Source organism: Pseudomonas putida (genome assembly GCF_002741075.1).
Taxonomy (GTDB): domain Bacteria; phylum Pseudomonadota; class Gammaproteobacteria; order Pseudomonadales; family Pseudomonadaceae; genus Aquipseudomonas; species Aquipseudomonas putida_T.
The window spans coordinates 1332315-1357964 of the sequence record NZ_CP016634.1 but is presented as its reverse complement, the minus strand read 5'-3'; the positions used below and the strand labels follow the sequence as shown (position 1 = coordinate 1357964).

Annotated in this window: 18 protein-coding genes and 1 pseudogene; 9 read left to right on the top strand and 10 right to left on the bottom strand. The window is 63.4% G+C overall.

The window, feature by feature from the left end:
• Window positions 1-12: 12 nt before the first annotated feature.
• Both IEC33019_RS06585 and IEC33019_RS06580 read left to right on the top strand, forming a co-directional pair.
• The gene (locus IEC33019_RS06585) at window positions 13-1716 is read left to right on the top strand and encodes an amidase (protein ID WP_070094005.1); all 1704 of its coding nucleotides are present in this window, start codon (window positions 13-15) and stop codon (window positions 1714-1716) included.
• Window positions 1717-1870: 154 nt separating this feature from the next.
• A complete protein-coding gene (locus tag IEC33019_RS06580; protein ID WP_099593203.1) occupies window positions 1871-2797 on the top strand; it encodes a pyridoxal-phosphate dependent enzyme in 927 nt (308 codons plus the stop codon).
• Window positions 2798-2829: 32 nt separating this feature from the next.
• Here the strand turns inward: IEC33019_RS06580 and IEC33019_RS28055 are convergent, their stop codons facing one another.
• Window positions 2830-6489, bottom strand: a complete 3660-nt coding sequence (locus IEC33019_RS28055; RefSeq protein ID WP_349814602.1) for a hypothetical protein — start codon at window positions 6487-6489, stop codon at window positions 2830-2832.
• Window positions 6490-6690: 201 nt separating this feature from the next.
• A pseudogene (locus IEC33019_RS27720) lies at window positions 6691-9864 on the bottom strand (neuraminidase-like domain-containing protein); the annotation flags it as partial.
• A gap of 728 nt (window positions 9865-10592) precedes the next feature.
• On the opposite strand from IEC33019_RS27720, the gene nspC reads away from it, so the two are divergent.
• Window positions 10593-11690: a carboxynorspermidine decarboxylase gene (gene nspC, locus IEC33019_RS06570; protein ID WP_070094008.1), complete on the top strand. Its 1098-nt coding sequence runs from the start codon at window positions 10593-10595 to the stop codon at window positions 11688-11690.
• 33 nt (window positions 11691-11723) lie between these two features.
• Entirely contained in the window at window positions 11724-12968 is a 1245-nt protein-coding gene (locus IEC33019_RS06565) for a saccharopine dehydrogenase family protein (protein ID WP_070094009.1), read from the top strand.
• A 121-nt stretch (window positions 12969-13089) separates the two neighbouring features.
• Here the strand turns inward: IEC33019_RS06565 and IEC33019_RS06560 are convergent, their stop codons facing one another.
• The 3 genes from IEC33019_RS06560 to IEC33019_RS06550 all read right to left on the bottom strand — a co-directional run bounded on the left by IEC33019_RS06560 (window position 13090) and on the right by IEC33019_RS06550 (window position 15456).
• Window positions 13090-14136 carry a class I SAM-dependent methyltransferase gene (locus tag IEC33019_RS06560; protein ID WP_099593199.1) on the bottom strand — a complete coding sequence of 349 codons (1047 nt, stop codon included), beginning with the start codon at window positions 14134-14136 and terminating at the stop codon, window positions 13090-13092.
• A gap of 154 nt (window positions 14137-14290) precedes the next feature.
• Window positions 14291-15136, bottom strand: coding sequence for a type 1 glutamine amidotransferase domain-containing protein (locus IEC33019_RS06555; protein WP_070094011.1), 846 nt, complete (start codon window positions 15134-15136; stop codon window positions 14291-14293).
• Between the two features lie 14 nt (window positions 15137-15150).
• On the bottom strand, window positions 15151-15456 hold the full coding sequence (locus IEC33019_RS06550) for a putative quinol monooxygenase (protein ID WP_070094012.1): 306 nt from the start codon (window positions 15454-15456) through the stop codon (window positions 15151-15153).
• Window positions 15457-15552: 96 nt separating this feature from the next.
• Between IEC33019_RS06550 and IEC33019_RS06545 the strand changes: the two genes are divergently transcribed.
• On the top strand, window positions 15553-16467 hold the full coding sequence (locus tag IEC33019_RS06545) for a LysR family transcriptional regulator (protein WP_070094013.1): 915 nt from the start codon (window positions 15553-15555) through the stop codon (window positions 16465-16467).
• A gap of 70 nt (window positions 16468-16537) precedes the next feature.
• On the opposite strand, the gene mqo is transcribed toward IEC33019_RS06545, so the two are convergent.
• On the bottom strand, window positions 16538-18127 hold the full coding sequence (gene mqo / locus IEC33019_RS06540; protein ID WP_070094014.1) for a malate dehydrogenase (quinone): 1590 nt from the start codon (window positions 18125-18127) through the stop codon (window positions 16538-16540).
• 43 nt (window positions 18128-18170) lie between these two features.
• On the bottom strand, window positions 18171-18650 hold the full coding sequence (locus IEC33019_RS06535) for a VOC family protein (RefSeq protein ID WP_070094015.1): 480 nt from the start codon (window positions 18648-18650) through the stop codon (window positions 18171-18173).
• Window positions 18651-18917: 267 nt separating this feature from the next.
• Between IEC33019_RS06535 and IEC33019_RS06530 the strand changes: the two genes are divergently transcribed.
• On the top strand, window positions 18918-19733 hold the full coding sequence (locus IEC33019_RS06530) for a protein phosphatase 2C domain-containing protein (protein WP_070094016.1): 816 nt from the start codon (window positions 18918-18920) through the stop codon (window positions 19731-19733).
• Window positions 19734-19861: 128 nt separating this feature from the next.
• Here the strand turns inward: IEC33019_RS06530 and IEC33019_RS06525 are convergent, their stop codons facing one another.
• Window positions 19862-21205, bottom strand: a complete 1344-nt coding sequence (locus IEC33019_RS06525; RefSeq protein WP_099593197.1) for an OprD family porin — start codon at window positions 21203-21205, stop codon at window positions 19862-19864.
• A gap of 228 nt (window positions 21206-21433) precedes the next feature.
• Here IEC33019_RS06525 and IEC33019_RS06520 point away from each other — a divergent pair, with 228 nt between their 5' ends.
• Window positions 21434-21757 carry a DUF2790 domain-containing protein gene (locus IEC33019_RS06520; protein WP_070094018.1) on the top strand — a complete coding sequence of 108 codons (324 nt, stop codon included), beginning with the start codon at window positions 21434-21436 and terminating at the stop codon, window positions 21755-21757.
• A gap of 2 nt (window positions 21758-21759) precedes the next feature.
• On the opposite strand, the gene IEC33019_RS06515 is transcribed toward IEC33019_RS06520, so the two are convergent.
• A complete protein-coding gene (locus IEC33019_RS06515; protein WP_070094019.1) occupies window positions 21760-22914 on the bottom strand; it encodes a GGDEF domain-containing protein in 1155 nt (384 codons plus the stop codon).
• A gap of 266 nt (window positions 22915-23180) precedes the next feature.
• On the opposite strand from IEC33019_RS06515, the gene IEC33019_RS06510 reads away from it, so the two are divergent.
• A complete protein-coding gene (locus IEC33019_RS06510; protein WP_070094020.1) occupies window positions 23181-23522 on the top strand; it encodes a hypothetical protein in 342 nt (113 codons plus the stop codon).
• Window positions 23523-23531: 9 nt separating this feature from the next.
• On the opposite strand, the gene IEC33019_RS06505 is transcribed toward IEC33019_RS06510, so the two are convergent.
• The gene (locus tag IEC33019_RS06505; protein WP_070094021.1) at window positions 23532-24416 is read right to left on the bottom strand and encodes a LysR family transcriptional regulator; all 885 of its coding nucleotides are present in this window, start codon (window positions 24414-24416) and stop codon (window positions 23532-23534) included.
• Between the two features lie 108 nt (window positions 24417-24524).
• Between IEC33019_RS06505 and IEC33019_RS06500 the strand changes: the two genes are divergently transcribed.
• Window positions 24525-25481: a DMT family transporter gene (locus IEC33019_RS06500; RefSeq protein WP_070094022.1), complete on the top strand. Its 957-nt coding sequence runs from the start codon at window positions 24525-24527 to the stop codon at window positions 25479-25481.
• Window positions 25482-25650 lie beyond the last annotated feature (169 nt).

Sequence of the window (25650 nt, the reverse complement as noted above, 5' to 3'; positions counted from 1 at the left end):
ACTGGTGACAGCATGATCGAGGTAACCGAGGTTTCCATTGCCGAGCTGCGCGACGCGCTCGAGTCCGGCCGTACGACGGCGGTTGAGCTGGTCAAGGCCTACCTGGCCCGCATCGACGCCTATGACGGAGCCGACACCGCCACGGCCCTGAACGCCGTGGTGGTACGCAATCCTGAAGCACTCAAAGAGGCCGAGGCCTCCGACGCTCGCCGAGCCAAGGGCCAAACCTTGAGCCCGCTCGATGGCATCCCTTACACCGCCAAGGACAGCTACCTGGTCAAAGGCCTGACCGCCGCTTCCGGCAGCCCGGCCTTCAAGGACCTGGTGGCCCAGCGCGACGCCTTCACCATCGAGCGTCTACGTGCCGCCGGCGCCATCTGCCTGGGCAAGACCAACATGCCGCCCATGGCCAACGGGGGCATGCAACGTGGTGTCTATGGCCGCGCCGAAAGCCCGTACAACGCCGCCTACCTGACCGCGCCGTTCGCTTCCGGCTCCTCCAACGGTGCCGGTACCGCCACCGCCGCCAGCTACTCGGCCTTCGGCCTGGCCGAAGAGACCTGGTCCAGCGGCCGCGGCCCTGCCTCGAACAACGGCCTGTGCGCCTATACCCCCTCGCGCGGCGTCATCTCGGTGCGCGGCAACTGGCCGCTGACGCCAACCATGGATGTCGTGGTGCCGTACGCCCGCACCATGGCCGACCTGCTGGAAATCCTCGACGTCGTCGTCGCCGATGATGCCGACAAGCGCGGCGACCTGTGGCGCCTGCAGCCCTGGGTGCCGATCCCGGCCGCATCCTCGGTACGCCCTGCCTCCTACCTGGACCTGGCCGTCGGCGCCAGCGCCCTCAAAGGCAAGCGTTTCGGCGTTCCCAAGATGTACATCAATGCCGATCCCGACGCCGGCACCTCGGAAAAACCTGGCATCGGCGGCCCGACCGGCCAACGCATCAACACCCGCGCCAGCGTCATCGACCTCTGGAAGCAGGCGCGCCAGGCCCTGGAAGCGGCCGGTGCCGAGGTGGTCGAAGTGGACTTCCCGCTGGTCTCCAATTGCGAAGGCGACCGCCCGGGCGCCCCGACCGTGTACAACCGCGGCATCGTCTCCAAGGCGTTCCTGCACGACGAACTGTGGGAGCTGTCCGGTTGGGCGTTCGATGACTTCCTGCGCGCCAACGACGACCCGAAGCTCAACCGCCTGGCGGACGTCGACGGCCCACAGATCTTCCCCCACGACCCCGGCACCCTGCCCAACCGTGAGGACGACCTGGCAGCTGGCATGGATGAGTACGTCAACATGGCCAAGCGCGGCCTGAAGACCTGGGATCAGATCGAGACCCTGCCAGACGGCCTGCGCGGCCTGGAAAAGACCCGCAAGATAGACCTGGAAGACTGGATGGACACCCTGGGCCTGGACGCGGTGCTGTTCCCGACCGTGGCCGATGTAGGCCCGGCCGATGCCGACGTCAATCCGCAATCGGCGGACATCGCCTGGAGCAACGGTATCTGGGTCGCCAACGGCAACCTGGCCATCCGTCACCTGGGTGTGCCCACCGTGACCGTACCCATGGGTGTAATGGCCGACATCGGCATGCCGGTCGGCCTGACCTTCGCAGGTCGCGCCTACAGCGACAATGCACTGCTGAGCTTCGGCGCCGCGTTCGAGGCCACCGGCTCGCGCCGCATGATCCCGCCACGCACGCCAGCGCTGGGCTGATCCATAGCCCCACGGGGAGGGTTTATCCGCAGGCACCGCGTCGGTTGCTTCGCGGGTAAACCCGCTCCCACAGGTTTTACGCTGCGCTCACAAAACGCGCTTGCCCCACGATTGCGTCAACCGGAACAATGAGGCATTCCTACGGAGAGCCATCATGTCCCTGCACATCCAGACGCCCCTCATCGAATCCCGCTCCCTGTCCCTGCTCGCCGGCCGTTCGGTCTGGCTCAAGCTCGAAGCCCTGCAGCCGTGCGGCTCGTTCAAGCTGCGAGGGGTCGGCCATGCCTGCCAAACCCATCATGCCCGTGGCGCCCGTCATTTCGTCTCGTCCTCCGGCGGCAACGCTGGCCTGGCGGTGGCCTATGCCGGACGCATGCTCGGGGTGCCGGTGACCGTGGTGGTGCCGGAGACCACCACCGAACGCGCCAAGGCCCTGCTGCGCCTGGAGGACGCCAAGGTCGTGGTGCATGGCAGCTCCTGGCAGGAGGCCAACGAACTGGCGCAGACGCTGGTCGGGCCGGACGACGCCTTCATCCATCCGTTCGACGACCCACTGCTATGGGCCGGCCATGCGAGCATGATCGACGAGGTGGCCGCTGCCGGCTTCAAGCCCGATGCGGTGGTGCTGTCGGTGGGTGGCGGTGGCTTGCTCAGCGGTGTGGTGCAAGGGCTCGAGCGCAACGGCTGGCATGAAGTGCCGGTGCTGGCGGTGGAAACCGAAGGCGCGGCCTCGCTGCATGCGGCCCTGGCGGCCGGGCATACGGTGGAGTTACCGCGCATCACCTCGATCGCCACGTCCCTGGGCGCCAAGCGGGTCGCCGAACAGGCCTTGGCCTGTGCACAAAAGCATCCGCTCGAAAGCCACCTGGTCAGTGACCGGGCGGCGCTCGAGGCATGCGAACGTTTTCTGTTGGACCACCGTGTACTGGTCGAGCCGGCCTGCGGCGCGGCGCTGGCATTGACCTACCAGCCCGGTGCACTGGCGGCCTATCGCAACGTGTTGGTGATCGTGTGTGGCGGTGCGACCGCCACGCTGGAGCAGATCCAGACGTGGCGGGCCGCCTTGCCCGATGAGGCCTGAATCAGAGGGCGCGGGCGCGCCCTCCTGACCTGTCAGCGCACAGTGTATTGCACGTGCAGGATGACATCACTCAAGCTTTGCAACAGGGCCTTTTGTTCGCCCTTGGCGTCGGCGAAAGTCAACGTCAGGGTGGTGGTGTCCTGCGGGTCGCTGGGCAGCGCGATGTTCAGCCCTTCGAACGGCAACCACTCTGCCCCCCAACGTGGGTGTGGGTCGCTGCCGCTGCCCCCGAACAGGCCGTTGTCCTGCATCCCATGGGAAATGGCACACTCCTCGCAACCGGCAGGTAAGTGCCTGGCGTCCGTGCGCAGGCGTGCACGCACGTTCTGGTAAGGCCCCAACAAGGCCGGCAGGCTGACCGCGATGCTGCGTACCCGCCGGGTTTTGTCCTTGAAATCGATCGCCAGGCCGAGTTCCTTCAGCCCAACCTGAATCGCCAGCTCGCTGCCTGCTACCGTGAGCCCGCTCAGCGGTAGCTGCGCGACCTTGGCCTCTTTGATCGAGCCCTCGACCAGCGCCTCGATGACATCCCCCAGCGCGGCGTCGCCTTCCAGCTTGCCCGCGAACAGCTGTGCCAGCGAGACGCTACGGGTAACCTCCATCTCGCGCTTCTGCCATTTCACCCAGGCGTCTTCCATCTGCCCCAGGGCCAGCATCAGCCCTTCGCCGCATAACAGGCCGGCCCAGGCACCATTCCAGGTTCCCGTGCGCAGGTAGGTGGTGCTGTCCCCCTTTTCCCATTGCAATGCCTTTTGCGCCATCAGGCAGCGCGAGACAGTCAGGTCGTAGTAGGTGTAGAAGATGGTCGCCAGGCGAGCGCGCAACCAGCTGTACATTGCCTTGCCCGTGAACTTGCCACGCAACAGGGCCATTTGCGCCTGGGCATGGGCAGCCTGGGTTTGCAGGTGGACGATCTGCATGTTCATCGAGGCTTCACGCGCCGACAGGGTGTCCAGTTGCGACTGGATGATCCCCATCTCCCGCTCTGCGGCTTTCTCCTCGCCCCGCCATTCTACGTAGCGGCGGCGATACTCTTCTTCCTTGCTCACCCGGTCGGAAGCGATCTGCAGGGCATCCGCGTAGAGGGTGTAGCCGATGCCGACCGCCTCGCACAGTCGCCCAGGTTTATGCCCGCCGTTGGCCAGGCCGAAGATGTTGGGCAGTGCATCCAGAACCGCGCCGGCCATGAAAGCCACCTTCGCCCCCGCCGCGATGGACTGGGATGTCGTGGACAGGTTCAGGGCATGCAGTTCACGGGCATTGATGTTTTCATCTGCAAGGCCGCGATAGTAGTCGCGCCGGATAATCACGCCCTCGAGTGTCTTTTCCAGCGTCACCCGTTCGCTCGCCAGTTCCTTGAGCGACTGTTTCTGCAGCGCCACGCTGCTGGCTGCAAGCTCGACGCCTTGGGTGTTGAGCAGTTCGGCCAAGGCCTCGGCGTCCTGACGCTCCAGAATATTCTGCAAGGTCCCGCCGAACTGGATGAGCTGGGCGGCCATCGCACGCGCGCCTTCGAGCAACGGAGTAAAGCGCAGCGCCGGCAGGTTCTTTATTTCCGGCAACGACCGCTCGCCACCGCCCTGCGCGGCAACGGCCGCCGCCAACAATGCTTTCGGGTCGGCAGGCGATGCATAGAACGGCAGGCTCAAGGGCTGGCCATCGAGGCTCAGGTCATGGCGCAGGTTATGCAGGCGAATGCGCAGTGTTTCCCAGTAACCGAGCATCACGCGGTTGGCCTCCGGGAGGAACCTTGTGTCGGTCGCCGCGCGCACCTTGTGTTCGCCCCTTACACCCTGGGCCAGCAGCGACAGCGCATCCATTCGCGCATCCAACGTCTCTGCCGATGCCACCTGCCCCAGCAGAGGGTCACCCCAGGCGCTGTCCGGCACGGTCCAGGGCGAGTCGCCCAACAGGTCCTGGGCGCGCTGGTACCAGACCTTCGCCTCGGCGAGGCTGTCGCGCTCGAGCTTGCGATACGCGCTGTCCCCCTGCCCGAGCGTGATATCCAGCAGGCGCATGAACACGTTGAGCCGATAGTGCATCGGGTCGTTCTGGGCGATCGCGTCCGGGTCCAGAGACTTGAGCGGCTGATCGTTCCACGAGGTGTCTTCCTCCAGGGGGCGCACATTCCACATCCGTGATGTGTACTGCCCCCGCACGGTGTAGCCTGCCGGGTTGAAGACATACTTGAGCCATTGCTCGGCGAGGTCGAAGCGCTCTTCCTGGAGGAAGCGCTGCATCACCATCATCGGCGAGTAATAGAACAGCTCCCAGAAATACAGGGCATTGGCGCCCTGGAAGTCCATCAGCGACGTCGCGTTGCGGCCCAGCACGAGCACGCTGTCGATATTGCGCTTGTCGAGCTTGGTCGCCCCGACATCGGAACTGCGGACGACCTCGTGCGTGGCATGCTGGATCACCACGCTGAGGCCTTTCTCGGCGGTATGGTGACGGCCTTGGTAGCGGGTCTCCAGATGGTAGGCCCGCTCATTGCCACGTACCGCATCAGGCGCGAAGGAGACTTGCGCGACCACCGTTTGCGTTTCGCTGAGTTCACCCGACCACAGCAATGTGCGTTGTGCCTGGTCGGTGCACAGCCAGATCTGCACCGACTTGTCCGTACCGTGGTAGTCCTTGTCGTAGACAGGCAGGGTCAGGCGAACGCCTACACCGATACCAGGCTCGGGGATCTGCTGGGTGTCGTAGCTCAGAATCGTGTCGATACCCGAGATGGCACGCTCGGTGAGCTGGCGCGCGAACAGCGTGTTCAGACGTGTCACCCACCCCTTGCGTGCCAGGAACTGCGCACCGCTGTCATGTGTCTGGATCACGGCGGTCTTCAGGGTGTCGGCCTCCCGGTAGACCTGGATGCTGTAGTGGCGTACATGGCCGGTACCGAACTGGAACGTGACACGGTGGAGCCCTTCTTGCTTGCCACGCCAATCGTTCAAGCGGCCGATCGGCATCACGCTGGTGAACCCCACCTGTTGCGGGCCTCTGCTCAAATCGATATCGGTGCTGGCCGTATCGTCCCACTGGACCTGGCCATCGACACTGAACGTGGTGCGTTTGATTTCCCTGGCAGGCACCCGACCGATGCTTTCGACATAGCGCTTAGGCGTTATCCGATCCTCACCGAAGCCCGTCGGGTGCTCCAGTAGGTCTGCGACCTTGAGTGGAAATTTGGGCACTACGATTTCATTGTTTTGGCGGAAGTTGATGTAACGGCCGATCAAGTCCCCGTTCCCGACCGGGAAGCGCCCCATGTAGGCACGCCCCTGCGGCGTGGTCACATGATCGAAAGTGCCCCGCGCCCAGGAAGAATAGCTATCGTACACTTCGCGGATATAGCGGTGTTCCCGCGGGAAGAAATCTTCGAACCGCGCAGCGCTGACGCACAGGTAACCAAAACGCTGGCCATCCTCTTCGCGCACCAGGAACACACCCTTGTCACTGCGGGCCAAGGCAGGTATCTGCTCGCCCTCAAACCCTAGGTGGCGGTACTGGGCGATGAGTTCCCTCACCCAGATGTTTTCCACCTCCGGTCGGTTGGCCTCCACCGTCAGCAGCGTGTCGAGTGACAAGCTGTACGTACCGTCTTGCTCGGACACATCGACGACTGTTACATGCTTGAGCACCGCGTCGAATTTCGCGAAAAGGGCCGGCACCGGAGAATCGTGGTCAGGCGGCATCTGCTCGCGCGCCACCGGCATTGCCTCGCCGTCGAACACCGCGCACATGCCGGTTCTGCCAGGTGTATCCAACCAGTGGCTGACGTGGCTCAGCATTGAAGCGATCGAGGCCGGCCTGCTACGTAAGTCTTCGAAGATTTCCAGGCCCGCAAAGTCGGTGATCTGCCGCCCCCTGACCGTGTCGTGATCATAGATACCCACCAGCAACGTATTGCGCCCTGGCTGGGCCGACAGGAACAGCGAGAGGGGGGCCTTGGCTTGCCCCTCGCCCTCCAGTCGCTGGATGTCGTCGGCGGGCAGCGGGTAGTCCAGCGGCGCGCTCCAGCTCCCGTCATAGCGCAGCCAGGACAGCTTGTACGACCAACGCCACTCGTACTGTGTAGGCTTGCCCTGCGCATCGCGGGCGATGACGTGCTCCTGACGCTCCACCCACATCAGGTACAAGCGCTCACGGTAGACCACAGGCCTGATCATCCGTCCCTGCACCTGCGCAGCCAGGTCGATTTTGGTCCACCCCGTCCAGGCATTGGCCGGCAGTTGGCCGTCAGGCCCACGCTTGGCCTCATCCACCGAGCGCCACCAGTACTCGCGAGGTTCGCCCCGGCTCACGCCGATGAACCAGGACTTGCCTCGGTCAGCATCGCGGCTGTCGTGATAGCCACTGACCACCTCCAGGTTGGCCACTTCCTCGAAGGCGCTGAGGTAGCCCTGGAACGCATCACCTACCGTGTCGGTGTTGATCTGCGCCTGCCCCAGCACCTGGAGCATCTCGTCCATCGCCTTGGTCTGGCCCAGACGCGTGGTCGGGTCTATGTAGTTCTCCGGGTAGTACATCAGCATCTGGCCCGCGGACCAGGTCGCGTAGCGCGCATTCCAACGGGTCCACTGACGGAAGAATTCCCGGTCCAGCACCCCCTGGCGCAAAGCGTTCTTGTCTTCGGGGCGGGACAGGGTGCGGTGAATGAACATCTGCAAGGCCGCCGTGGCTTCGGCGATTCGCGTGGTCGTCACCTGCGCGCTGTTGAGACTGTCAAGCAGCAGGTGCTGGTTGAGCACTTCCAGATTTGGGTTCTGGCCAACGGTGAACACGCCCGCCAGCGCTCGGCTCAAGGGCGCTTCGACCGCCGCCTGCGCCTCTTTGGCCTGCGACGACGTCAGGCCCGCTTTGAAGGCGTCCGCCACAGCGCCCCACTGTGCCCAGGTGGCCGGGATGTCTTGAGTCGCATCCAGCCTGAACATCGATTCGAGGGTATTGGGCATTACCCCGAACGCCGCAGCCAGGGTGACCCACTGGCGCACCACTACGATCGCCGGCCAACTGGTCAGGTGAGGCACTTGCGCAGTATCGCCTACGGCCAGGGTCGCCGCCTGGAACACTGCCGCTTCCGGCAACCCGGCTACCCGGGCCAAAAGCATGGGGCTGATGCCTTGGGGGTCGCCCAGCGCCCCCAGCACTGCTCCACCCTCACCTGCCGGGTCCGGCAGTGCCTTGAGCCAGTCGCTGAAGTCGGCCAGCGCCATTACCGTGTCCAGGTTGCAGGCCAGGGTGGTGGTGCCCTCCTCGTCCTCCGCAGCCGCGTTCGTCAGCGTTTGCGGACGCTCGACCATCAGCGCCAGGGCATCGGCGCTCAGCCCGGTGCCGTGCACGATCAACGCCATTTGCACCAGACCGTAGGCAAACGCCACGACTGCTCGCATCCCGGCTTCGTCAGGGGCATCCTGTTCGAGGATGCGCCACGCCTGCTCCCAGGTCAGCCCACCGGGTTGCGCACGCGTCGACCACCTCAGCAAGGCCTGCGCGGCGGTTTCGCCACTGAGGCTGAAGGCCGACGCCAGCAGGGGTGTGATTGCACGGCCATAGTCCTGCGCTGTCGGTGCCTCGGGAAGCGGCGCATTGACGATCACGGCCTTCATGTCATTCAACAGGTTGGTGATTTCAGTGCTGGCCGGAATGTGCGTCACATCGCGGGTCATCAGCTTAAGGTCTGCCACCGACCAGCCTCGGGCCCGCAACCAGCGGACCGTCGCATGCAGCCGCTCGAGCAAGGCCTGCCAGACGGTAGCGTCTTCAGTGTGCAGGGCACTCGGCAACCCCATCATGTCCAGCAGCTGTCGCAGCTCGGCCGGGGCGAGGCCATGCAGTCGCGCCCACAGGCTCAAGGTGTAGAGCCCGAAGAGGTATCGAGCCTCTGTCGTGAGCGTCAGCGCCTGGCCTTGCGACGCCGCCAGTATCAGGCCCAGTTCGTACAAGCCTTCGTCATCGGTGCCACAGGCACGCTTGAGGGTGTCCTTGATCTGGGCCTGTTCGGCCGCATGCTGGGGGTGCAATTGGAATGCAGTGTTTCCGACCGTCAGCCCACCTTCGACCAGCGGCGGGTCATTGAACAACCGGTCGAAGTGGCTCATCCGGCCAGGCGCCGCGATTTGAGATACAGGCCCCTTGTCCAGGGCCAGGGCTTGCTCATGGGAAATGCCGTACCGCTTCATCAACAGGCTGGTGCGCAGCAGTACCGTCAGCGTCCGGTGGGTGATCTGCTGCGGGTCGACACGCTGGATGATGTCTTCGAGTACCTGCGGCTCCATGCCAGTGGCCTTGTAGAGGCGCACCCGCTTGTTCAGGTTGAGCGCGAAGTAACTGGCCCGGGTGGCATCATCCACCGGCTCGTCCTCGGCGCTGAGGTCTGTCACAGCCACTGCGCCGCCAAACGCGGGATCGTCCGCGTTACCGATGAACGCTTGCAGCTCGGCGTCCGTGAGGGCGAACCAGTTGCGCAGCCGAATGGGTTGCAGCAGGGTCTGGGGTGTATGTCCCGGGAAGTAGTAGGTGAATCTTTCGTTGGCGTTTTCCAGGGTCACCGGGTCAGTCAGCAATGCCTGCAACGCGGGCGGGATGTCGTAGTAGATCGCTGCCATCGCAGCGCTCGGCCAGCGCTCGATGACACAGGGGGCGGCCAGCATCTGCTCGAAGTCCGGGTCTTTCTGGATCTGGACCTGACGCAGGGTCTGGTGGTGATGGTGGTAGGGCGTGCCGATGCTGTTCACATGGCTCGCCAGCGCTTTCAGTACGTCATCGTCACTGACTGCATCATCAACGTTGGCCTGGGCAAGGACCGCACGGGCCCTCTGCGTGAGAATGGCGTTGGACAGGCGCAGCGCGCCCACCGGTGTATCCAGGTTCGCCTGGCTCAGCACCAGCCGTTTCAGGTCAGGGCGGCGGCTGTCGATATGCCAGGGGTTACCCTCGGGGTAAAGCACCGTCGCCTCGCGGTACAGCGCCACCAGGTAGGCGGCCGGTGAAAACATCGAGGCGACGTCTCCGGGTGCCGCATATTGTGTGGCCCGGGTACCGAACCAGGCCTCGTAGTCCTGTTGCGAAACGTCCGACGGGGCGAGCCCGCTTTCAAGGCGTTCGGCACAAGCGGCGAAGCGCGTGTGAGGATTTTCTTCTCGAGAATCAGCGACTCATCGTGTGCATCGCACGCCGCCGCATGGATGGCCTCTATCTGTTCGGCCGATACGTCATCGTCCAGACACGCGCGCAACTCATCGCACGAAAGATGCCCCATGCAGGCGAGCGATGAGACCCCTGCTTTGTTGAGTACAGCCATATGAGTTTCAAATTGGTTTTGCATCAGATTTCACAACCCGTTTCACAGGGCAGGCCTTTACGCCTGACGAGGTAATAAAAGGGCAACGCAGTGCCCCTGCGGTTCAGTCTTCAAATCGCTGGTTTGTCGTATTTCAGGAGTACTCGCGCCCGACGCGGGTGGCGTTGTAATCCTTTCCTGATTTCGATCCTAACGACTGGGTCTGAGGCGCTGAACTGACAGTCTTACGGGTTTACCCATGCCTGAAACGGTGGCTGCGGCGGGCGATCTGAACGTTGTATGCAACACCTGTCCGAGGGTGCGAACAGACCGTCACAATCCTGTGTTCAACTACGCGAGTCCGCCCGGGGAAACGCTGCCGGAACGGCCCTGATGGCAGGTTGACAGCGAATGCGCGCATAACTCGGACGAAATGCGCCTTCCACCCTTTCGATTAGTGGCAAGTGAAGGCACAATGCGTGTCCTTTTTTTGGCCGGCCTGGCCGGGGGCCTTAAATGATCAAGACGCCGTACTACCTCATCGACAAACAGAAACTGCTGGGCAACATGGAAAAGATTGCCTACGTGCGCAAGCACTCCGGGGCCAAGGCCCTGTTGGCACTCAAGTGCTTCGCCACCTGGTCGGTATTCGACCTGATGCAGCAGTACATGGATGGCACCACTTCTTCGTCGCTCTTCGAGCTCAAGCTCGGTCGCCAGAAGTTCGCCGGCGAAACCCACGCCTACAGCGTGGCCTGGGCCGACGACGAGATCGAGGAGATGCTCGAGAACTGCGACAAGATCATCTTCAACTCCATCGGCCAGCTGCAACGCTTCGCCGAGCAGTCCCAGGGCAAGGTGCGCGGCCTGCGCGTCAACCCGCAGGTGAGCAGCTCCGACTACCTGCTGGCCGACCCGGCACGCCCGTTCAGCCGCCTGGGCGAGTGGGACCCTGAGAAGATCGAGCAGGTGATCGAACAGATCTCCGGCTTCATGTTCCACAACAACTGCGAGAACGGCGACTTCGGTCTGTTCGACAAGATGCTCTCGCACATCGAGGAGCGCTTCGGCCACCTGCTACACAAGGTCGAATGGGTCAGCCTCGGCGGCGGTATCCATTTCACCGGCGAAGACTATGCCCTGGACGCGTTCTGCGCGCGCCTGAAGGCCTTCTCCGAGAAATACGGCGTGCAGGTCTACCTGGAACCGGGCGAAGCGGCCATCACCCAGAGCGCCTCGCTGGAAGTCACGGTCCTCGACACCCTGTACAACGGCAAACACCTCGCCGTGGTCGACAGTTCCATCGAAGCGCACATGCTCGATCTCTTGATCTACCGCCTGAACGCCAAGATGGCCCCCAACGACGGCCAGCACACCTACATGGTCTGCGGCAAGTCGTGCCTGGCCGGCGATATCTTCGGCGAGTATCAGTTCGACAAGCCGCTGGCGATCGGTGACCGCCTGTCGTTCGTCGACGCCGCGGGTTACACCATGGTCAAGAAAAACTGGTTCAACGGTCTGAAAATGCCAGCCATCGTGGTCAAGCAGCTCGACGGCAGCGTCGAGGTGGTTCGCGAGTTCGGTTTCGAAGACTACGTTTCCAGCCTGTCCTGAGGCAGGCCCTTTCAGTAAGGAGCAAAAGGTAAATTGAAGAAGAACGTTCTTATCATTGGTGCAGGAGGTGTCGCCAAGGTGGTGGCCCACAAGTGCGCACAGCATAACGACGAGCTCGGTCGTATTGCGATTGCGTCACGGAACATCTCCAAATGCCAGGCCATCATCGACAGCGTCAAGGCCAAGGGTAGCCTCAAGGTACCCGCCGACATCCAGGCCTTCTCGCTCAATGCCCTCGATGTCGAGGCGACCAAGGCGCTGATCCGCGAAACCGAATCCCAAATCGTGATCAACGTGGGTTCCGCCTTCCTCAACATGTCGGTGCTGCGTGCCTGCATCGATACCGGCGCTGCCTACCTGGACACCGCGATCCACGAAGAGCCGGGCAAGATCTGCGAAACGCCGCCTTGGTACGGCAACTACGAGTGGAAACACCTCGAAGAGTGCCAGGCAAAGAACATCACCGCCATTCTCGGCGTCGGCTTCGACCCGGGTGTGGTGAACAGCTACGCCAAACTTGCGCAGCAACAGTATTTCGACCGCATTGACTCGATCGATATCCTCGATGTCAATGCCGGCTCCCATGGCAAGTACTTCGCCACCAACTTCGACCCGGAAATCAACTTCCGCGAATTCACAGGTCAAGTCTGGAGCTGGCAGAACAGCCAATGGACCAGCAACACCATGTTCGAGGTCAAGCGCACCGACGACCTGCCGGTCGTGGGCTCGCAGAACCTCTACCTGACCGGCCATGATGAAGTCCACTCGCTGTCGAAGAACCTCGACGTGCCGAACATCCGCTTCTGGATGAGCTTCGGCGAGCACTACATCAATGTGTTCACCGTCCTGAAGAACCTGGGTCTGCTCTCCGAGCAGCCGGTCAAGACCGCCGAAGGACTGGAAGTGGTCCCCCTCAAAGTGGTCAAGGCCGTGCTGCCTGATCCATCCTCGCTGGCCCCAGGCTACACCGGCAAGACCTGCATCGGTGACCTGGTCAAGGGCACCAAGGACGGCCAGCCACGCGAAGTGTTCATCTACAACGTGGCCGACCACGAAGAGGCCTTTGCCGAGACCGACAGCCAGGGCATTTCCTACACCGCGGGTGTGCCGCCAGTGGCCGCGGCCCTGCTGGTCGCCCGTGGCGAGTGGGATGCCAAGCGCATGGTCAACGTCGAGGAACTACCGGCTGAGCCGTTCCTCAAGGCGCTGGACGTGATGGGCCTGCCGACCCGCGTGAAAGACGAAAAAGGCGATCGTCCTTGGGACGCTGAAGCCTAAGCAACACACAGAAGGGGCGCCAGATGGCGCCCCTTCTGCTTTCACAGGTGAACACGTAGACGATCAGCGCAGGCCTGAAGTCAGCACAGTACCGGCGAAGAAGCCTGCACGAGCTACGGCTTTACTTGCGCGCCTCCAGGATCAGGTTGAACGGTGTCTGTGTCGCCCGCCGGAACCGCGTGAACCCTGCCTCTTCGAATACGGCCCGCAGCCGCGCCTCACCGGCCTGCGCGCCAAGGCCCAGCCCGACTTCCTGAGACAGCGAATTGGGTGTGCAGATGAACGTCGACGCCGCATAGAACAGCCGCCCCACCGGGTTCAGGTTGCCCTCAAGCGAGTCTTCGGCATAAGGCTCGACCAGCATCACGGTGCCGTCGTCCTTGAGTGCGCGATAGGCGTGTTTGGCCGCACCCACTGGGTCGCCCATGTCGTGCAGGCAATCGAAGAAGCACACCAGATCATGGTCATGCCCCGGATAGTCCTTGGCCGTGGCCTGGGCAAAGCTGACCTGCCCGGCCACGCCAGCCTCCTCGGCACGCGCATTGGCGGTGGTGATCGATGGCCCGTGGTAGTCGTAGCCGATGAAGCGCGAAGCAGGAAAGGCCTGGGCCATGACGATGGTCGAAGCGCCATGGCCACACCCCACGTCGGCCACCTTGGCACCGGCCTGCAGCTTGGCCGTCACCCCCTCCAACGCCGGCAGCCAATCGGCCACCAGGAAAGTACGGTAGCCGGGCCTGAAGAAACGCTCGGTACCGCTGAACATGCACGGATGGTGATCCCCCCACGGCAGGCCACCATCGCCACGCATGGCTGCGACCAGCTTGTCCTTGTCGTGGAACAGCGCTGCCACCACCGCCGCGCCACCCGCCATGTAAGCAGGCGACTCCTCGATGGCCAGGGCCATGGCCTGCTCCTCGGGGAGGCTGAACGTGCCGTTCTGGTGGGTCATGTAGCCCGCCGCTACCTGGGCGCTGAGCCATTCGCGCAGTAGCCGCGGGTGGCAGCCGGTTCGCTGCGCCAGTACCTCTGGGGTCACCGGTTGGCTGTCGGCCATGGCCCGGTACAACCCCAGCTCATCGCCCAGGATCACATTGGCCAGGGTCGCCGCCGCGCCCATGTCGCCCACCAGCTTGCCCATGAACTCATGAAGCCTTGCCTCGTCCATGACCTGCCCTCCTCTGCAAGAAGGCCACCGTCGGCGACGTCCGGGCCGGGAGGCGGTGGTCGGATGGATGATTGCCGGGCCTGCGCGAAACAGGCCCGGGCTTTAAGTCTAGACGAGCATGACGGCGCCACCGTCGATACCGACGGCGCAGACCTTACCGCGTGGCGCTGTCCAGTTTCTCCACCAATGCCTTGGCCAGCGCCTGGTCGGAGAACGGGTTTTGCCCGGTGATCAGCTCGCGGTCGATGACCACATGGGGCGCCCAAGCCTTGGCATAGCTCATGCTGCCACCTGCGGCGGCCATGGCCTTGGCCGGATAGAACTGCAGGCGTTGATCCTTGAGCGAGCCTTCGAACACCTGTTCCTCGGGGTCCGAGAAGATGGTCATGCGATAGCCCTGGTACACCCAGTCACTGGCCGCCGGCGTCTCGCCACGGGCCAGGGCGGCACGGTAGGCGACAGGGTCTTTCTGGGCCGACAGCAAGGTGATCGGGCCATGGCAGATCGCGGCGGTCGGTTTGCCCGCCTGATGGAAGTGGCGCAGCAATGCCCCAACGTCAGGGTTGTTGGCCAGATCGATCAGGGGGGCGTGGCCTCCGGGGATGAACAGGCCCGCGTAACGGTCCAGGTCGCCGGCCAACACTTCTTTTACCGACAGGGTGTCATCGATGCCCGGCAGGCCCTGCACGACCGTTTGAATGCGTTGCATCTCTGCCACGTCGCCACCGAAGTACTGGGGATCGACCGAACGCTCGTCGACGCGGGGCGCATTGCCCTTGGGCGTCACCAGCACCAGCGTGTAGCCGGCCTTGAGCAGCTGATCGGCCGGCACGCCGAACTCGTTGAGGTAATAACCCGTTGGGTATGGCTTGCCGCGCTTGAGCGGCAATTGATGCTCGCTCGACAGCAGCACCAGCACTTCGCCTTTGGAAGCGGCGCTCACCGGGCCAGCCAGCAATGCGCCGGCCACCATCAGCGACAGGGTGGAAATCTTGCTCATGGCCAGGCTCCGGTTCAGGCGATAGGGGCAATGTCGAGTGGATGGGCAACGCGGACCTGGGTCGGCGCGGCCAGCCAGTCGGCGATGGTCGCGCGATAGGCCTGATAGTGGGTGCTGCTGCGGTGCGCCTCGATGGCTGGCGCATCGACATACAGTTCGAACAGGTCGAACGCCAGCTCGTCGCCCTCACGCAGGAACAGGTCATAGCGCAGGTTGCCGGGCTCGGCACGAGACCGCTCCACCATGGCCCGCAGGGCCTGCTCCACTGCATCACGGTGTTCGGGACGGGGGAAAATCGTGGCGAAGATGCTGATAGGCATCACAAGACTCCAAGGTCGATAACGGTCAGTGAGGCCATGCTACCCACTGCGCTATGATTCGATAATTCTAAAGAGCTTATTTCAGCGATCGAAAATATGAATATCGCCAACAAAGACCTGAACCTGCTGCTGGTCTTCCAGATGCTCTATCAGGAACGCAACGCGTCCCTGGCCGCCGAGCGCATGGCCCTCAGCCAGCCGGCGCTGAGCCACAAGCTGAACAAGCTGCGCCACCAGTTCGGCGATCCGCTGTTCGTCCGCGCGCCTCGCGGCCTCACGCCAACGCCTCGCGCCCATGAGCTTGCACCTCAGGTACAGCACCTGGTGGAGCAACTGGAGCTGTTCTACGAACGCTGCGACGGCGCCGACGTGCTCACCCGCCCTGCCCGCCTGCACCTGTACAGCACCGACTACCTGGAGCAGACCCTGTTGCCGCGGTTGTTGCCGATCCTGCGCAGCCAGGCCCCGAACCTGGTGCTGGTCACCCACAACACCCGTGGTCAGTTGCCGCGCGAAGCGCTGGAGAAAGGCACCTGCGACCTGGCCATCGCCGGTTTCTTCACTGACCTGCCGGACACCTTCCACCAACAGCGGCTGCTCAGCGAGGATTTCGTGGTGCTGGCGGCGCGCAGCAATCCGCACCTGGCTGGCGGCCTGAACCTGGAGGCGTTTCTGGCCTGCGAGCACGTGCTCACCACGCTCACGGGTGATCTCGACGGCCTGGTGGACCGAGCCCTGCGCGCCCAAGGTCACAGTCGACGCGTGGTCGCAGGATTGTCCAGCTTTCTCGCCCCGGCCCGCCTGGTCAGCGGCACGGACCTGCTGCTCACCTGCCTGCGCTCGCTTGCCGAGGACGCGGCGGCACGGGACCCAGCGCTTGGCGTGTACCCGTTGCCTGTGGCGCTGCCCAAAGTCGAATTGATGCAGATCTGGCACGAGCGCACCCATGCCGACCCGTTGCGCCGATGGTTTCGTCAGCAAGTCTGGGAAGTGGCGAATCACGTGCTATAGAGGCATCCCGCCGCGCGATGGGGCGCATAGCGCCCCGTTTCGCCTTGCCTGGCCTTCGCGCAAACACGTTTCAGGGCGCAGCGATCTCGGTTTCGCCACGGTTGCTCGACGGCGGTACCAGCTCCAACAGCTCGTTGGTGTAGGCCCACTCCTGGGCAAGCTTGTCCGGGTGATCGTTCAGATGGATCCCGTAGGACGGAATGATCTGTCGGAACTTCTCCTGCCATGGCGCAGACGCCGCCTTGTCCTTGAACACCTTGTGCAGCAGGTCGAGCATGATCGGCGGCGCGGTCGAGGCCCCTGGCGAGGCGCCCAGCAGGCCGGCGATGCTACCGTCCTTGGCCATCACCACTTCGGTGCCGAGCTTGAGCACCCCACCCAGCTCCGGATCCTTCTTGATGATCTGCACCCGTTGCCCGGCCTGCCACAGGCGCCAGTCCTCTTTCTTGGCATGGGGGAAGTAGGTCTGCAACGCTTCGAAGCGGTCATCGTCGGACTGCATCAGTTGCCCGATCAGGTACTGCACCAGGTCGAATTCACGTACCCCGACGCGCACCATTGGCCAGGTGTTGTGCAAAGACATGCTGGCGAACAGGTCCAGCAACGAGCCCTCTTTGAGAAAACGCGTGGAGAAAGTGGCGAACGGGCCGAAGAGGATCATGCGCTTGCCATCGAGCACACGGGTGTCCAGGTGCGGGACCGACATAGGCGGCGCGCCAGTCGCCGCGATGCCGTAGGCCTTGGCCATGTGCCGCTGGGCGATGGCCGGGTTGTCGGTCACCAGGAACGAGCCACCCACCGGGAAGCCCGCATAATCCCTGGCTTCGGGGATGCCCGACTTCTGCAGCAGCGGCAATGCCGCGCCGCCCGCGCCGATGAACAGGAACTTGGCGTCGGTCGCGGCCGTGGTGCCGTCCTTGAGGTTCTTGTATTCGACGTGCCAGGAGCCGTCATCGTTGCGGGTGATGTCCTGGACTTCGCTCGAAAGCTTCAGGTCGAAGTTCGGCCGGCCTTGCAGATAACCCACGTACTGCCGGGTGATCTCGCCGAAGTTCACATCGGTGCCAATGGGCGTCCAGGTCACCGCGAGCTTCTGCGCGGGGTCACGCCCCTCCATCATCAATGGCACCCACTGCTTGATCTGCTCGGGGTCCTCCGAGTACTGCATGGGTTTGAACAACGGGCTGGCCTGCAGCGCGTCATAGCGTTTCTTCAAAAAACGAATGTTGTCGTCGCCCCACACGAAGCTCATGTGCGGGGTGGTGTTGATGAACGAGTGAGGGTTCTTGAGCACCCCTTGTTTGACCTGCCAAGCGAGGAACTGTCGGGTGATCTGGAACGACTCGTTGATCTCGATGGCCTTGGTGATGTCGATCTTGCCGTTCTTCTCCGGCGTGTAGTTCAGCTCGGCCAGAGCCGAGTGCCCGGTGCCTGCGTTGTTCCAGCCGTTGGAGCTTTCTTCGGCGACCTTGTCCAGGCGCTCGACCATTTCCATCGACCAGCCCGGCTCCAGCTCGTTCAACCAGACGCCCAGGGTCGAACTCATGATGCCGCCGCCGACCAGCAGCACATCGACCCGCTTGGTCTCGGCGGCCTGGGCATTGAGCATGCCACACGTGAGGCCCACCAAGGCCCATCCCAACGTCTTCGTGGTGTTCATGTTCCCTCCTGCGAGACGTGATGCCTCGTTCTGTACTCCCTGTTCAGCCCTTGAGCGCGGCCTCGATCTGGGCGACGTCGATCTTGCCCATTTGCATCATCGCCTCAAACGCCCGCTTGGCGGCCGCCCGGTCGGGGTTGTCCATGGCCTCGAGCAGCACTCGCGGTGAGATCTGCCACGAAATGCCCCACTTGTCCTTGCACCAACCGCAGACGCTTTCCTGCCCGCCGTTGTCGACGATGGCCTGCCAGAGCCGATCGGTCTCGGCCTGATCCTCCGTGCAGATCTGGAACGAAAATGCCTCGCTGTGGGTGAACGCCTTGCCGCCGTTCAGGCCTACGCAGGGAATACCGGCCACGGTGAACTCCACGGTGATGACATCACCGGCCTTGCCTGAGGGGTAATCGCCCGGTGCGTGGTGCACCGCCCCGACTGCACTGTCGGGAAAGGTCTTGGCGTAAAAGGTCGCCGCCTCCAGGGCATCGTCGTCGAACCAGAGACAGATAGTGTTTTTGCTGGGCATTGTGGCCTCCACGATCACGTCGCAAAGCCTTGAGTCTAGACCCTGACCGGTGATGGCGTGGGCCAGCGCTTCGTCGGTTGCGCTCGGTCATCCAAGTGCAGGCTGGACTCACGGAGCATGGCGGGGAGAATTGAAACAGCACTTGTCATACCCTGGACTGGCCCGACACCGCTGCATGATCATCGCGGGCGTACAGAGGCAGGCGCAACGCAACCCACGGGAGCCGCGCTTGTCGAAGCATCTTCCGAACGAGACGTACCACAGACCATGCATTTCGATCTGATTCAGAGTTTGAACCTGGCCGGCAAGGCCGATGTCCCCAACGACGACCGCATAGGCTGTGCAAGCCGCCACGCCTGGGTCATCGATGGCGCGACCGACCTGGGCGCGCCGGGCCTGCTGGGTGCCCAGGGCGGGGCAGCCTGGCTGGCAGCCGCGGCCCAGGCCGCCTTCGTCACCGCCAGTGGGCCTTTGCAAGGGATCTGCGAACAGGTGTTCGACGCGCTGGCCGCCGCCTACGAGCGCGACCGCCAACGTGAACCGATCGCCGGTTGGGAGTTGCCCCGCGCGGCGTTCGCAGCGGTGGCCCTTGAAGATGAAGAGGTGGTCTGTGCCCATCTGGCCGACTGTGTCGTACTCCATCGCAGCGCGCAGGGCATTGCCTTCCTCACACCCGAGCCTGACCGCGAAGCCGAGCGCGCCGAGGCCGTCGCCCTGGGCCCAGGCGCCGGTGCCCACGGCGTGCGCACACCCGCCGTGCAGGCAGACCGGCGCATCGCCCGTGAGCGCCCCAAGGCCGTACTCAGCGTCGATGCCCAGATGGCCAGGGCCGGTACGGTATACACCCGCGCACCGGTAAGCCGCGGCGATGACTTGGTGCTGATGAGCGATGGTTTCGCGGCCCTGTTCGATACCTACCAGGCCTGCACCTCCGACACTTTCATGTCCCAACTGCGCGAGCGAGGCCTGGCAGCGCTCGCCCTGCAACTACGGCAGATCGAGCAAGACGACGCCGCCTGCCTGCGTTACCCACGGTTCAAGATGAGCGACGATGCATCGGCGATCTGGCTGCGGGTGGGCTGAAAAAAGCGCCCCCTCGGCGCATGCCGCCCAGTCGCCTTTGGGGCCGACTGACGAGCATTCGCGCATCCGGGGCGCAAAGGTATTCACCTCAACCAAAGGACCACGCAGGTGAATACAGAGCATGGATTTCAGAGAATCGACAGTGGGTACTCGACGATCAAGCGCACCTCTTCCAGGTCAGATTCGAAGGCCGTGGCCCGGGTCGTGGCCTGGCGCACACGCAGCGACAGGTCCTTGGCGGCGCCGGTCTGCACCACGTACTTGACCTCGATGTCGCGCTCCCAGCGCTTCTGGTCGATCAGCGGATTGCCGTCTGCATCGCGTCGCATGTAGAAGGCGTTGGCATTGGAATAGTCGGCGTCGGTACCCTTGGCGTAACGGGTCATGAACGAGAGCCCGGGGACACCATACGCCGCCATGTTCAGGTCGTAGCGCAGCATCCAGGAGCGCTCCTTGGGCGAGTTGAAGTCGCTGTACTGGATGGAGTTGTCGAGGAAGATCGAATCGGACTGGCGCAGGTAATCGAAGTCATCATCGCCCTGGTTGCGCTGGTGGCTCAGCGCCAGGGTATGGGCACCGTAGCGCACGCCGAGCTTGGCGCTCCAGATATCGTTGTCGAACGCGCCCAACCGCTGACGCCCCTCATCGACCGCCTTGTAGTAGTTGAATCCACCGATCAATGCCAGGTCGCTGCTCAACGGCCAGGTCACGCTGGTGCCGGCGTAGTACTGATTCCAGACATCCTTCAGACGGCTGCCGAACAGGCTCACCGTAACGTTTTCGTTGACCGCATAGTCGCCTCCGCCATAGGCAATCCACGGCGAATCCACCGGGCCGCCATAGAACGTCACGAAGTTTTCCCGCAGGTCGCTGGACATCGGCTGGCTCATCGCATGCAAGCGCCCCGCTTGCAGCGTGAGGTCCTTGAAGCTGGTGTTCTCCAGGGTCAGGCCGCGAAAACTTTCAGGCAGCAGGCGCGAGTCGCCGGCAGCCACCACCGGGTTGGCCGGAAACACATCCCCTACCCGCGCCACGGTATCGAACAACCGAACCTTGGCCGCCCCGCCGAGCTTGGTGTATTCATCGCGCGCCTGACCATCGCGGTCCACCGGTAATACGTCGAAGGAGCTGCGCCCGCCATTGCGCCCGTCGCCGGTGTCGAGCTTGAGCCCGACCATGGCGAAGGCGTCCACGCCAAAGCCCACCGTACCCTGGGTGAAGCCAGACTCGAACCGCGTGATCACGGCATGGGCCCAGGCTTCGGAATAGCCGTTGGTCTCCCCCTTGCTGCTGTTATAGGTGGGCGCTGCGCTGTCGCGGTTGTCGCGATTGAAATAGAAATTGCGGTTGAGCACATTCAGGCGGCTGCCTTCGATGAAGCCATCGGCCTGGTCATCATCGGCCAGGGCCAGCGGTGCGGCGCTCGATACAGCGAGCGACGCAACCAGGGCGAGAGAGGGTCTGTTTCGCATCTGCAGGTCCTTCGAAATGGGCAGTTATTGTTATGAGCGCCCACAGTGCGGACGCGCCCATAGAGTTGCCGTTCGAAGATAACGAGGAGGTGATCGCAGGATTACACTTGTGTCATGCAACCACAGCCGTTGCCCTGCCTTGCCAAATTGTAAATCTGCCGTCATGCCTGCGTTGGCTGGCCGTCGCTAGGGTGATGTCGAAGCCATCCCCTCTACAGGTAACGACCCATGAAAACGCTCGCCATCAGCTGTGCGGCACTGCTCCTTTCCCTGAGCGCCCAAGCCAGTACCCACTCCCAGGACCGCGTCCAGCAATCGTTGGCCGAACACCAGAACGTGATCGCGGACTACGCCGCCAAACGTGCCAAGCCGATGCCGGACATCCAGGACTACCGGTATGACATGAAGCTGGACATCGCCAAGGTCGTGCGCCAGTCCAAGGACCCTTGGACCTGCAACGTCATCCCGCGCCTGATGACCTTCGAGGACAGCCAAGGGCGCTTGCAGACGATCCGCTATTCGGTGCAGTCCCAATGCATCAACAATAAGTAGCGCTAGCTCCGCGTGCGATCGACCAAGCGGATGCTGTCACGCCCGCCCCGCTTGGACTCGTACAGCGCAACGTCACCCTGCTCGATCAGGTCCGCCAGGTTGGCAGGCGCCTGGTCGAACAGGTTGGCGCCGATACTGAGGGTGACCGCGGCGGGTGTGGTGAAGGTCTGCGCGGTGAGCCGCTGGAACTGCTCGCGCAAGGCGCTCCCGAGCGCTTCGACTTTTTCACGGGTCGCGTTGCCCAGCAGGATGACGAACTCGTCGCCGCCCAGTCGGGCGGCCAAAGCACTGGCCGGGATCAACCCACGAATCATCTCGCCCAGGGCGACGAGCAGGCGATCACCGGCGGTATGACCGTGCAGGTCGTTGACCATCTTGAAATTGTCGATATCGATCAGCAGCAGCGCACCGGGGCGGTCCACCGCCACGTCCTCGAGCAGGCGCGGGGCGCGCGCCTCCAGGGCCCGCCGGTTGTACAGGGCGGTCAAGGGATCACGTGCCGCCAGCCGGGCGATCTGCCGTTCGCGTCGGTGGCGCTCGGTACCGGTCATGGACAGGGCGATGAGCATGATCGCCATCGTGCCCTCGACCAGCGACACCTGGATGATCGCGCCACGAAAGACCGTCAGGTCGATCAACGTCCCTGGCACCAACGGCGGCACCATCTTGATCAGGTAGAAGATGCCATGGGCCAGCAGCACGTAACGCAGTTGCACCGCCCCCACGCGCAGCGACTTGCCATGGGGACGCAGCAGCACACAGGCCCACAAGGTGGGCAAGGCCACCAGCAACGAGTTGGCCAGCAGCATCAGCTTCGACCACTGCGGGCCTTCGGGCAGCAGCAACAGCATCAGCCAAAGCGCGGGCATCAGGTACCAGCCACGGGAGAGCCGCGTCTCGGTAAACCGCGACACCCCCACCAGAAAGAACCAATGCGCCAACACCAGCAAGCCATTGGCGAACCATACCCCGATGAGCAACAGGCCACTGACGCGCAACAAGGCCAGTGTCGAGCCGACGCTGATGGTGGCGAACCCTGCCGCCCAGAACAGCAGCGACGTGGCGCGCACGGTGCGCCACTCGATCGCCAGATACAAGGCAGCGGCCGCCGCGAGGGCAATGCTGATGGTCAACAGCGTGAGAGGGTCTAATGCCATGAGCGGACAAGCCTGAATGATTCGTTTGAATGGTGTGGATTGTAAGCGTTCGGGTGACTTTTTCGCAGGTCGCGCATCGGCCGGATTGCCCATGAATAAGGGCTTGCGAGCATTTCCAGGTCCAATCGACCACAAAAGAGTCACAACGACTTCACCACGACATGTCGAAATGACATCCATCCGTTTTCCGGCCCTGATCCAGCTGACCTGCGCAGTGGCACGAAACGTGATGGATGACAGTTCTCACCTGCCTTGCGAGCACTGTCATGAAAACAACATGCCTGATCATGGGCCTTGCAATCGCCTTGCCATTGCAGGCCGCCGAAGTCATTTCCGAAAGCCCGGACAACACTGCAAGCTATGGGGCCGGCGGCGTCACGGGGCTGATGGTCGGCGCCGCGCTGGGCGGCCCATTCGGCGCGCTGGCCGGCGCCGCGATCGGAGCCTTTGGCGGCGCGGCGATTCAGGAAGGCACTGGACATAGCGAACAGGCTTACCTGGTTCGCCGGGAGGATGGCTCGACCGAGCGTTTCCGTTCCCCCATGGCATCGTTCCAACCGGGTGACCCGGTGCAGGTCCAGGGCATCCGCCTGGCCCCGGCCCACTGATACCCCTGGTCACTGCGTCGAGAGGTAGCTGACCAGTTGCCGGCCATGGGAGCTCAGGCGCTCCCAGTCGCGAAAACAGATGCGTAGCTCCAGGGTGGCCCAACGCTCTTCCAGGACCACCCTGCGCACCGCCAGCTCCTGCTCGGCGCGCACGGCGGCGGTTTCCGGGAGCATGGCGATACCTGCGCGCTGGGCCACCAACTGGGCGATGGCCTCGAAGCTCGGCGCACGGACACGCACTTTCAGGGGCATGGCCAGGTTCATCGCCAGTTCCTCGACGAAACGCTGCATCGCGCGCTCTGCCGGCAGACACACGAACGGGTAACCCAGGGCGTCGGCCAGGCGCAGTTGCTCGCGTCCGGCCAGGGGATGATCCACAGGCACCAGCATCACCAAGCGCTCGTTGCGAAACGGCAGTGAGACGATGCCATCGTTGATCAGGTTGCCGTCATAGACGCCGATTTCGCATTCATCGGCCAGCACGACGCGCAGGACATCGATGCTCTTGTGCTCGACCAGTTGCAGGTCGACCTCAGGGTAGTCGGCCAGAAACGGCCCGAGCACTGCCGGCAGCAGCGTGCTGTTGCTTACCGTGGACGCCGCCAGGTGCAGCGTGATGCGCCGCTGGCCAGCCAACTCCTTCAAGGTGTCCTGCAGCTTTTGCGCTTCGCCCAGCACACCACGGGCGGCCTCCAGTACCAGGCGGCCAGCGGGGGTCAGATGCATCCCGTCGGCCTTGCGCACGAACAGGGCAAAGCCACAGCGCGACTCGAACAGGCGCAGCCGGGTGCTGGCGGCGGACACTGCCACGGGGATGGTCGCAGCCGCCTTGCTCAGGCTGCCGGTGGCGGCAATGGTGGCCAACAGACGTAGGTCGGGCAAGTCGAAGTGCATGCGCGATGCGTTCTCCAAAAGCGAAAGCCATGTTCGATAAAAAGCGATTCTAGCCACATCGCGTTCTGTACAGAATAAGGCCTGCCTTCAATTGCCGTGGACTTTGCCATGACGCGTTTGCACCTTCGCCTTCAGACAGCGATCCAGAACGGCGGCCTCTATGCCGTGCTGGCGGCCTTGGGATTCAGCTTCAAGGCCATCTTCGTCAAGCTGGCCTATGCCGCAGGGCCGGTGGACGCCATCACCCTGTTGGCCATGCGCATGGGGCTGGCGCTGCCGTTGTTCGCTTGGCTGGCCTGGCTCAGCCGTGGCCAGTCGGGTACGAAGCTGGGTCTTGGGGATGGCCTGCGCGTGGCCGGACTCGGCCTGTTGGGTTACTACCTGGCAAGCCTGTTCGACTTCTATGGCCTGCAGTACATCAGTGCCGGGCTCGAGCGGCTGATCCTGTTCACCTATCCCACGCTCGTGCTGGTGTTCCAGGCCATCGCCCTGCGCGAGCGCCCTACCCTGCGGACCCTGACAGCCATGGGCCTGTGCTACCTGGGCCTGGGCATCGCGTTCGTGCACGACGTCAGCGTGGCCGGCGTCGGCGAGCAGGTGGTGCTGGGGTCGTTGTGGGTGGTGGCCAGCGCGGTGAGCTACGCGCTCTATTACTCGGGCACCGGCATCATGCTCAAGCGCATGAGTTCGATGCGCCTGGCCGGCCTCTGCGGCATCGCCTCGTCTTTGATGGTGCTGGCGCACTACCTGCTGGTCGCCGACATCGGCCAGTTGTGGCAGCAGCCACTGACGATCTGGGTGCACGCGGGGCTGATGGCGGTGTTTTCCACGGTCCTGCCGATCTACTGGGTAGCCCTGGCGATCCAACGCCTGGGGCCCACCCATACCGCGGCGGTGGGCAACCTGGGGCCGGTGCTGACGATGCTGGCGTCGTGGGCGATCCTCAGCGAGCAGGTCTCAGGGTATCAATTGCTGGGCTTGGCGCTGGTGCTATATGGCATAACGCGCCTGAAGCCTGCGAAGAAACAGGACGCTTCGGCGCAGCCCAAGCAGGCTGAAGCTTAGGCTCTGTACGAAAAACCTTGATACTCGGTGATGCTGCGTTGAAAACAGCCTCGGAATGCTCATTTACAACCCGTAAAGTCGAGCGCGACTCCGACCGTTCCTCGGCTGTTCTCGCCTTGCCTGACCTTCGTCTCAAGACTTTTCATACAGCCCCTAGTGCCATTTGAAA